The sequence below is a fragment of the Candidatus Babeliales bacterium genome (genome assembly GCA_019749895.1).
Lineage (GTDB): Bacteria > Babelota > Babeliae > Babelales > RVW-14 > AaIE-18.
This window is the reverse complement of record JAIEPG010000009.1, coordinates 1-10,236: the sequence shown is the minus strand read 5'-3', so window position 1 is coordinate 10,236 and position 10,236 is coordinate 1. Positions and strand designations below refer to the sequence as shown.

General features: G+C 43.9%; 11 protein-coding genes and 1 tRNA gene. 2 read left to right on the top strand and 10 right to left on the bottom strand.

Going from position 1 to position 10,236, the window contains the following annotated elements; all coding sequences use genetic code 11:
• Window positions 1-77, top strand: a tRNA-Met gene (locus K2W90_06460).
• 31 nt (window positions 78-108) lie between these two features.
• Here the strand turns inward: K2W90_06460 and truB are convergent.
• The 10 genes from truB to K2W90_06410 all read right to left on the bottom strand — a co-directional run bounded on the left by truB (window position 109) and on the right by K2W90_06410 (window position 9,085).
• Window positions 109-855, bottom strand: a complete 747-nt coding sequence (gene truB / locus K2W90_06455; GenBank protein MBY0353978.1) for a tRNA pseudouridine(55) synthase TruB — start codon at window positions 853-855, stop codon at window positions 109-111.
• 256 nt (window positions 856-1,111) lie between these two features.
• Window positions 1,112-1,624, bottom strand: a complete 513-nt coding sequence (locus tag K2W90_06450; protein MBY0353977.1) for a hypothetical protein — start codon at window positions 1,622-1,624, stop codon at window positions 1,112-1,114.
• Between the two features lie 97 nt (window positions 1,625-1,721).
• A complete protein-coding gene (locus tag K2W90_06445) occupies window positions 1,722-2,273 on the bottom strand; it encodes a hypothetical protein (GenBank protein ID MBY0353976.1) in 552 nt (183 codons plus the stop codon).
• A gap of 45 nt (window positions 2,274-2,318) precedes the next feature.
• Window positions 2,319-3,395, bottom strand: coding sequence for a hypothetical protein (locus tag K2W90_06440; protein MBY0353975.1), 1,077 nt, complete (start codon window positions 3,393-3,395; stop codon window positions 2,319-2,321).
• 211 nt (window positions 3,396-3,606) lie between these two features.
• On the bottom strand, window positions 3,607-4,077 hold the full coding sequence (locus K2W90_06435; GenBank protein MBY0353974.1) for a MerR family transcriptional regulator: 471 nt from the start codon (window positions 4,075-4,077) through the stop codon (window positions 3,607-3,609).
• 107 nt (window positions 4,078-4,184) lie between these two features.
• A complete protein-coding gene (locus K2W90_06430; protein MBY0353973.1) occupies window positions 4,185-4,709 on the bottom strand; it encodes an acetyl-CoA carboxylase biotin carboxyl carrier protein subunit in 525 nt (174 codons plus the stop codon).
• On the bottom strand, window positions 4,700-6,253 hold the full coding sequence (locus K2W90_06425) for an ATP-grasp domain-containing protein (protein MBY0353972.1): 1,554 nt from the start codon (window positions 6,251-6,253) through the stop codon (window positions 4,700-4,702). Before K2W90_06425 ends, K2W90_06430 begins: the two co-directional genes overlap by 10 nt.
• Before the next feature lie 11 nt (window positions 6,254-6,264).
• Complete coding sequence (locus K2W90_06420; protein ID MBY0353971.1) at window positions 6,265-7,137, bottom strand: hypothetical protein; 873 nt, start codon at window positions 7,135-7,137, stop codon at window positions 6,265-6,267.
• A gap of 80 nt (window positions 7,138-7,217) precedes the next feature.
• Complete coding sequence (locus K2W90_06415; GenBank protein MBY0353970.1) at window positions 7,218-8,414, bottom strand: hypothetical protein; 1,197 nt, start codon at window positions 8,412-8,414, stop codon at window positions 7,218-7,220.
• 65 nt (window positions 8,415-8,479) lie between these two features.
• Window positions 8,480-9,085: a thermonuclease family protein gene (locus tag K2W90_06410; protein ID MBY0353969.1), complete on the bottom strand. Its 606-nt coding sequence runs from the start codon at window positions 9,083-9,085 to the stop codon at window positions 8,480-8,482.
• A gap of 182 nt (window positions 9,086-9,267) precedes the next feature.
• On the opposite strand from K2W90_06410, the gene K2W90_06405 reads away from it, so the two are divergent.
• The coding region (locus K2W90_06405; protein ID MBY0353968.1) for an aminotransferase class V-fold PLP-dependent enzyme at window positions 9,268-10,236 on the top strand (969 nt) is incomplete at its 3' end.

Below are 10,236 nucleotides of genomic sequence, written 5' to 3'. Positions count from 1 at the left end.
CGCGGGGTAGAGCAGCCTGGTAGCTCGTTGGGCTCATAACCCAAAGGTCGCTGGTTCAAATCCAGCCCCCGCAACCAAATTCTCTCAGATTTTAAAATCAAATCTTTTCTATTCGAATCCCAACTTTCCAGTCATTTCTTCAATTGTTAACAACTTGCTAACAACATCTTCATGCGACTTTAACGCATCAAGTTCAACCGCATCACGCAACGTAATGCCTCCAATGCCGGTACGAATTAATTCGTAGGTTGTTGCTGGCAGACCAAGCTTGCCGGCAAGATCGTGCGCCAAAGAACGCACATACGTTCCCTTAGAAACGCAGGCACGCAAAGAAAAATAGGGTTTGTTAAAATCAAGAAGCTGTGTTTCATACAATTGTACAACACGCTTTTTAGTTTGAATAATCTCTTCCAAAGCCTCAGGCGCTAAGAGCTCACGGCGTGCCAACTTGTAAAGCGGCTTACCTTCGTGCTTGAGGGCAGAATAAATGGGTGGTGTTTGCAGATAACTCGTCCCTAACTGAGCCAGCGCACCTTCAAGGTCTGCGCGGGTCACGTGCCCAGCTTCATGCGTTTCTAAAACCTTGCCCATGGCGTCCAATGAGTCAGTCAGCTCACCAAGCTTGGCGGTCACTTCATACTCTTTCCGTACGTTCATAATGGCCCCAGAGCACCGCGTAGCCTCTTTGCCAATGCAAATGATCAGCAAGCCCTGGGCAACGTCGTCCAGCGTGCCGGTGTGCCCAATCTTTGTTTTTTTGGGAAAGAATTTTTTGAGCACACGAATGCAGTCAAAAGAGATAGCGCCTTTTGGTTTGTTTAAGACAAGAAAGCCGTGGATAGTTTCGTTTTGCATGACCCAGCCAAAGTTAAAGTAAAAGTTAAAGGAGATTCTTAAGTTATTACAAAAAATGTTTTGTATTTCGTTAGTTTAGCGGGCATGGGGAAAAAGATCAAAACACTTCGAGACGCTCTTCGAGCTCCTTACGCCTTCGCCTCCTCCTACGCCCTACGTGGCTACGAAGGACAGGAAGGCTATGGCGCACAGGCAGTGCAAGCGGGATTAAAAAAAGGGCCCCGCCTGGAGCCCTCTTTTGTTAACGAAACTTCTTTTAAACATGTAAAAACGAAAGTACTGCTATCATCATACGCTGTAAGCTACAACGTGAAGGTGATGGCGCGTCTTGGTAGTACTCGTTCCAATCTCTATTTATTTCATCAAGCGTACGATCATTTTCTGAATCTGAGTAACCTAAATCTTCATCAGAATCTGTGTCAGAATCTGACTCCCTTGGAACAAATTCCAAAGTTTCATTTTTGGTGTAGCCTTGCCTTATAAATCTGTCTCTTTTTATGTGTCTTTTGAGCTTTTCTACTCTTTTTTGTTCTTGCTCTTTTTCTAACTCTTCTTGCTCTTCACGTAATCTATCGAAATCTTTGCGTTCTTCTACCCAAGCTTGGCGCGCTTGCTCAGCCGGCGTACCGTTTGAGACTACAACACGACCTAAATATGGATCATAATACGAAACGGTATAATCATTTGGACCTACGGCAACACAAACACTACCACCAACGATATGTGCAGCAAACACTGCACCTAAAATAATTTTATTTAAATTCTTCATCATAACCTCCATGGTTTAATAATATGACATCATCATAGCAAAACAGTATCGTTTAAAACGGTTAAATAGTAACCCATGCATGGTTGAATCACTAAAGTTACCATGAAGTATCAATATAAGGGTCTATCGTCGATAAAGAGTTTTTGTCCATGGTCGATAAACAATACGACATCATGATAGCCAAAAAGTATACGGCAAGACGGTCAAGTGGTGCCTCATGCATAGTTGAATCATAAAAGTTACAAGAAGTCTCAGCTGTGTATAAACACACAAACATACAGAAAAAAAAGCGCATAGACTCCACAGCACGTAGCCTTACCTTTGTCCAATAATTTGACCATCGTTGAGCAAATTGACGCCTTGTTGCCGCATCTTCCAAACGAGATACCACATCGCCCAAGCGTGGTAGAACTTCACTTGCAATCACTGATAAGCGTTGAGACGCCCGCCCTAATCTGCCAAGACTTTGATGATCACCCTGCAAGCGCTTTGCAATCTCCACAAGTAGCTCATCAGGCAAATCAGTCAACATTGTTGCGTTAGAAATTTTGTCTTGATCACCAGAAGACGATGCTGCGGCAAAAATGCCGACATTAGCGATACTGGCAGCCAATGCCGCACCTAAAATAATTTTACGTAGATTCTTCATCATAACCTCCAAGACAAAAACATCCCTATGGGAAACTCTTTTTAACTAATCTTTATACCAGTTCCAATAACATTGACACGTAAACGCATGTTCATTCCATGCAGCATAGCCTAACTCATTAGTCATATTGGTCATATGCCAACCAGAAACATTCTGAAACAGCTCAGAAGTACTAAAACTGTACTTTTGTTCAAATGTCCTAATTTTTATGCGGGCCTTTTCGCGCTGTTTAGAAGATTGCGAGTCCAATGCTTCAATTTTTGCCAATACATATTCAACAAAATCTTTTTCTGTAAAGCTTTTTATTATTCCAAAATTCATAATTTGGCGGCGCAAATCTTGGGCACAGAGGTCTATTATTTCGGTAGCCATGGACAAGATATAACCATTAACGGCATTTTGATACATAACTGGAGAAGTTCTCGCTTCTTTCATAATAAACGGAGCATACAAGTCTCGCTCAAAAAATGATTTATACACCGTTGCGCTTAAAACATCCCAAAGAGCCTCATAATTTTCTGCTTCAATTAAAGCTAAAAGCTTATTAAGTGCTTCAATTTTTTTATAAAAATCTTGCTTGTCTTGGTCACTCGCAGAACAACCAGGCATATATGACAAAACCGTTTGTGCTGAGCTACTAACATTTTGAGCAAGACTAACAGCGCCGTGCGCCAAACCAACAACCGATTCTCTTACCTGTTCAACCAAAACCTTGCCATCAACGGTTCTTAGTCGCTTAGCTTGATTGTCATCGTCATTGCCCTCTTCTTCAGAATCTGAACCTGACTCATGAGCTCCGTAAAAAAGAGCTGCCCTTCTTTTTGTTCCTTCTCTGAGCCGCTTACTTCTATGCTCTTCGGTTATCGACGAACTTGAACTTGGTTCGGCTGAACTTGAACTTGAAGATGAACTCGCACCTGGCGCTGAATGATCATCAGAACAAGGCATACCTGTTCTTTGCTCGTAACCCTGGGTAAGCTGCGCAAACAAACTGTCCTCAGGTATTTCCCAACCACTTGACGACGCACCTTCACCTGAAGACGATGCCGCCGCAAAAATATTTACATTAAACAAACTCACAGCCACTGCTGCACCCAACAGGGCTTTACGTAGATTCTTCATCATAACCTCCATGGTTTGATAAAAGGATTAATAGTATGCTAATTTATTACAATTAGTATATTTTATAAAAGATACGTTGTCAAAGGCTCACCAAAAGTGGCACTTTTGACGTTTTATTTGAGAAATAGGGCCAAATTACTGCCCTGATAGCGAAAACAGAAAATCTCGCAATTTATTGAAAAAACAGAAGTAAAAGTCTAAAAAAGGGCTATTATCTCTCTAAAGCATCTTTAAACGCCAAAAGCTCTTCTTTAAAAGCCTGTAAGGCTGTCAGAAACGCCGCCCGCTCTTCAGTACACGGCTCAAGCTCCACCGTGGCAGCCAAGATGGTTTTCTCTTCAACCGACTCTTCTTCACGATGCGCGGCCATAACTTCATCGGCTTGTAACTGCACAGAAACCACTTCGCGCGGTGCAGCAGGCACAGCCACCCTAGTTTCAGACATGAGCTGTTTTTTGGCCCCAGCAATGGTAAAGCCTTCAAGATACAGCAGATTTTTGATTTGAAGAAAAAGATCTAAATCTTCTTCGGTATAAAAACGTTGCCCACCGTCAGAGCGGTCAGACTTGAGTTCAAACTCTTTTTCCCAGAAACGAATAACATATTTTTTTACGCTCAGCTCCCGAGCAAGATCCCCGATGCGGAATTGTCTCTTTTTCATGCTCATTTTTTGATGTTGCATAGCGTCCCCCTTCTTTTTTTATTGTAAAAAGATCATTGCTTCATGTGTAGCATAATGCGTCACTTCATGAAAAGAGTTTTATGCAAGATGCTCGTTTTGCCTTGATTCTAAATTGCATCAAAGGTCATGAGCTGTTGATTGGAACTGACCACATGCCCTTCAGCAACGGTCAGCGAAGAAACTATGGCAGCATGTGGCGCGCAAATTTCATTTTCCATTTTCATAGATTCAATAATCACCAGCGGCTGGCGCGCCTGCACCACATTCCCGTGCTCCACCAATATTTTTATCACACGCCCAGCCAACGGACTGGTAAGATGCGGGGTAAAAGTTTTTTTATGTTCAACTGCCTGCTTTTGGCCAGCTTGAACTACAGACACCAAAAATGATTGCAGTGCCTGCTCAACAAAAACGTTATAGTTCCCCGAGCTTGCGGCAACAAACGCCGAAAAAAACTGACCGTCAAGCATGCAGGTCAGCAGTTTTTTGTGCTGATCATAGTTTATGATTTTTACTGCAACATTACGCAGCACACCGTCGCACGCCAATGTACCTTCAAACGCATGCTGGCCAACTTTTTTTAGATCAATCATGTACACATGCTGCCTAACAGACCAGGTTGTTATCGCCACTGCTGCCCTTTCCAGCTATCGCTGCACCAGCCACTACCTACTTGTTTTTGAGGCACCGCTGGTTGCTCAGCAAAAACTTGTTGCATAACAGCAGCAATAATCACAGCAGCTTCACGCGCTGCCTGCTGGCAAACCGTTTCTAACTGCGCCACCATAAACTGCGTTGCGGTATCAAAGGCACCAATCTCAAAAATTTCTGAATCTAAAATGCTGCGCAAAAAAGCACGATTGGTGGTAATACCTTCAATGCCATACTGCCGCAGCGCTTCGGCCATAAATTGCGTTGCATGCGTGCGCGAAGCGCCATACGTGGTAACTTTTGCGATCATCGGGTCAAAGCACGACGTTATTTCAACGCCTTCAAAAAGATCGTGATCATGCCGCATAAACGGCACACTTGGTGGCTGAAAGTAATGAATAACGCCGGTTGAAGGAAAAAAATTTTGTTCGGGATCTTCAGCATAAATGCGACACTCAATGGCATGGCCACGCTGCACAATGTCTGCCTGCTGGCACGGCAGCGGCTGGCCTTGGGCCAACGCAATTTGCAGCGCTACCAAATCAACGCCGGTGGTAAGCTCGGTAACCGAATGCTCCACTTGCAAGCGCGTATTCATTTCCAAAAAATAACACTGCTCGTCGGCCGTTACCAAAAACTCAACGGTACCCACACTGTCATAGCCAATCATCTGCGCCGCTTTAACGCCCAACTCATGCAAACGAGCGCGCGTTGCTTCACTCACAAACAAACAGGGAGACTCTTCAATAATTTTTTGGTGCCGACGCTGAATAGAACATTCGCGCTCAAAAAAGTGAACCGCCCGCGTTCCATCGCCAGCAACTTGCACTTCAAGGTGGCGGGTATTTTCTAGACAGCGCTCAATTAAAAGCTTTGTAGAACCGGTCAGCTTTGCCGCTTGGCGCACCGCCATGTCCCAAGAATTTTGGAAAGCATCTGCATGCGCCACGCGCACCATCCCCTTGCCACCACCCCCCAACGGATCTTTAATCATGAGCGGGTAGCCCAAGACCGCCGCGTGTTCTTTTGCCGCAAGGCACGCCAAAGGCTTGGTAACGTCAGCAAAGAATCCGGGCACTACCGGAACACCAGCTTGCTCGATCGTGCAACGTGCGCCAATTTTGTCGCCCATCAACGCGATGAGGTCATGGCGCGGACCAACCCAGGTAAGCCCTGCCGCTTGAACGCGGCGAGCAAACGTTGCATTCTCTGCCAAAAAGCCATAACCAGGGTGCACGGCATCGGCTCCCGAGCGCAGGGCGATTTCTAGTAACGCTTCCTGGTCCATGTAGGCCGCACGCCCACTGCCCGGCAATGCAAAGGCCTGGTCGGCTGTGCGTACAAAGCGCAAAGAAACATCTTCTGGGGCGTACACTGCCACCGTTGCTATGCCAAGAGCACGGCAGGTTGCCTGAATGCGCACAGCAATTTCGGAACGGTTGGCGATAAGAATTTTACTGATCCGTCGATACGCCCCGCTACGCGAAGCTCTGAGAACGACCGGGTTATCCGGATTGATGTGCATGAAATTTCAAGCTACTTTTCAAACGTAGGATCATTCAACAGTTCTTCAATGCTGATACCCACAGGCTCCTCAAAGGGATCGTAAACGTCGATTTCGTCGGTAGTATCAGATTGTTCACTATCTTGGTCATCACCATCTTCTTGCTCTGCACTTTCATCTTGACACTCTTCCTCTTCTTCAGCAGAAATTTGTGCAAAGAAATTAATGTTGGCTTGAACACCAGAAATATCAAAAAATGTTTTGTAACGAGCCAAAAGGCGCCAGACTTCAACAAAATCGGCCAATTCTAACAACCAGAAAGCAAAGCTGGTATCATGCGGGGTACGCACTGAACTTGCGTACGACAACATGCGCAAGCTTGCCTCAATTGCCACTTGCAACGATTGCGCAACTTTAAACATGCGCAGCTTCTTTTTTGCATTGCCATATTTGTTTTTAAACGCAACGTTTTCAGCATCAACAATGCGAATTGCTTCGTACAAAAGCGCAAGCGAGTAGGCGCTTACTTTTGGCAAACGGTTTGGATAAACCAAATCTTTCAACAATGTTGTTTCACGCGAGGTCAACAACTCAGACAAAATTTTTGCATCAGTTGCAACATTGGCAACAGCAGTTGTTGCGCGTACTACATTGGTATCTTCATGATCAACACAAACAATGTAAGGAACATGTGCGGCACAACGCAGCAACCCAAAAAGAGCAGAATTTTGCGTAATAAACTTTTTTGGATCGCTCAACCCATTTGATACACGCTCTTTAAACGTTGCAAAAAATGGCAGCGTTGCTGGAGTAGGAGCAGGAATAGGTGCTGCCGCAAAAGTTTTTGAAAAAGTTGCTGCACAAACAAACACAAAGAAAAATCTAACAAACGCCCTTTTGATCATGATGTCCCTTTTTAGTAGACAAAGCCGACAATTTACTTGGTAAAGCAGCTTAAATCAGGATCTAGGTTTGTCAACAAATCTTAGGCTTTTACAACAAAACCACGAACTTGTTCAGCATGATGATGAGCCGTTTTTTCAACATCCAACATATGCTCTTTGAACTCATCAAATTCAAAATTAATAAACAAGTCGCTCACCAGCTTATACAGCTCTTTTTGTTTGAAATGATTACGTACGTGCGGATTTGACGTAATCAGCGCAGCTTTATTTTCAAGCTCTAAGCCGTTCCAAATAGTTTCCCACTCTTCACGCGCAATCATTAAATCATCTTTGCCGTAAATAAACAGCAGCGATGTATCTTTAACTTGTTTTAAATAAGGCTCAATGGAAATATCATTCAACTGCAAACACCAAATATTTTCGGTCAACCACTGCAACAAATCACCTGCCCACGAGGTTGTCCACGGCCAGTTTTTTGACCAACCACCCGTTTGTGGTGAACAAATCATCTTTGGATCACGCTTAAGTTTTTCAATAACCAACGGGAGAGAAAGCCAACAACCATCAAGAATCAAGCGATCAAAAAGGCCTGGATGCAATGCAGCTGTCTTTAACAAAATAAAGGCACCATAACAAATACCAAGGCCGCAAATTTTTTCATACTTCTTTTGTTCTGTAAAATGGTTAACTACCGTTACCACATCAATATCTTCTTTTTGGCCCAAACTTGCCAACGAAGAATCCATACCAAAAGTACTTTGCGCCAAATTAATATTCCACGTACCCACATCAAACAGATCAAATTCTTTAATGCCTTGGCCACGAAAATCGAAGAGTACCACGTCGCAATCAAACATATCTACAAATGGCGTCATATACTCACGCGGATTGGTAAATCCTTCACCAACAATCAACAACGTATCACTGCCACGATCAAAGTAGGTACACCCAAGCTCTACACCGTCTGACGTTTTTACATTGACTGTTTTACCCACATTTGCCTGATCTGGCTTTTTTTTGCGATGATGAGCGCGCACCTTTTTTGCATCAGAAATAAACGAAGTGTCAAAAAACATAGATTTATTTAAATGCCGGTTGTGCATACGCGCAAAGGCACTTAAAGACGTGGGAACCTCAATAGCCTGATCATGACCAAAGACCATTTCAGTATGATGGGCATAAGAGAACTTTTTCTGGTCACCAGAAGTGGGCATAGCAGACGAACTACTTACCAACAAACTAAAGAGAAGCATCGCTGTTTTAATAAATTTTTTCATGTTTTCCTACGAAGCTAAATGTTAACGTTATAAATTTGGTGGTCTCGCGCCATGCCCATACAACTTTACGGATGAGCAGACGTGCTCTTTCTTGCTGCAATACGAGCCGATTTTCTTGTTGTTGTAGTCTTGTGAGTAGGCCCTTCTGCTTTTACTTCATTTTCTTCACTAGCAACATCAGCAAGCATTGCAAGTGCGGTACTATCAGCATCCCCCAGCACATCAGACCAATTTTGTTTGGTCCCACCATCATACGATACAGCAAGATTAGCGGCAATAAGCATTTCTGCCAAATTTTGCCCGTCAACGTACACTTTTGCTAAAATTCTGAAGTATTTGTCCCGTTGCAACTCTCGTAATTCAATAACGTTGGCAGCCTCAAGCGCACCCTTGGCAAACTCTTTTGCCTCCTGAGCCCTTTGCTTAACGGCCGGGTTTTTGTCTTTCATTTCAGGAGTATCAATACCAAAAACTCGAACACTCACTTCACGAATTATCTCTGGCCAACCGTCAACTTGCACCGTAAATGTATCGCCATCATAAACGTTAACCAGCTTTGAAACAATTGCATTGCCATACGTTTTTGGCCCTTTTGGCGTTCGAGCAGCCGAAAAAAGTGACGAACTGAAAACTAATAACACACCAAGTGCAAATCCATTAAATCTTTTCATCATCAATACCCTCAATAAATCTAACCGCATGAATAACACAGTGCACAACCTCCAATACTCGCTAACCAAACCAACCCTCCCCAATAAAAAAATTGGCAGTTTTGCCTAAAATACTACTTTTTTAGACAGAGTACGTAAATCACTTTAAACTAAGCAAGAAAACCTTGTTCTAATCTAAAATCATGAGTTTTTTAATGAACGCCCAAGACATAAAAAAACAGTTTCCCATTTTCTTTTCAAACACCGGCCATAAAAAACTGGTGTATGTCGACAGCGCGGCAACCTACCAAAAGCCCCAGGCAGTCATTGACGCTATGAACGCTTTTTACACAACGTCATACGCCAGCGTGCACCGCGGGCTTTATGAACTTGGCGAGCAGGCAACCGAACAGTACGAAGCGGTACGCAACAAAGTTGCATGCTTTATTAATGCTGCGCATGCTGAAGAAATTGTTTTTACCAAAGGTGCAACCGAAGGCTTTAACTTTGTTGCCCAAAGCTGGGCAGAACAAAACTTACACACTGGCGATGAAATTTTACTCACACAAGCCGAACACCACGCAAACTTGGTGCCGTGGCAGCGTGTAGCTCAAAAGACTGGTGCAACATTACGCTTTGTACCCATCAACTTAAAAACTTTTCTATGCGACTTCACGCCAGATTTAATCACCCCAAAAACAAAGCTGGTCAGCGTAACATATGATTCCAATGTCTTGGGCTCAATCTGGCCAGCAGACATGCTTGCCGATTTAATTGAACGCGCACACGCCGTTGGCGCACGCGTAATGCTCGACACAACCCAAGCAATGATTCATGAAAAAATTAACGTACAAAAATTAAACGCCGACTTTGTTTCTTTTTCTGGCCACAAAATGGCTGGCCCCACCGGCATTGGTGTTTTGTACATCAAAAAAGAACTGCACGATCAGGTAGAACCATACCAAGTGGGTGGTTCAATGGTGTATTCGGTTTCTTTTGAACAAGCAACCTGGGCAGCAGCCCCACAAAAATTTGAAGCAGGCACACCAGCAATTGCTGAAGTTATTGGCCTTGGAGCCGCAATTGATTTTTTAAACCAGATTAATTTTGACTCGTTGGCAGCACACGAAGCAGCACTCACAGGCCAGCTGGTGCAGGGCTTACAAAAGCTT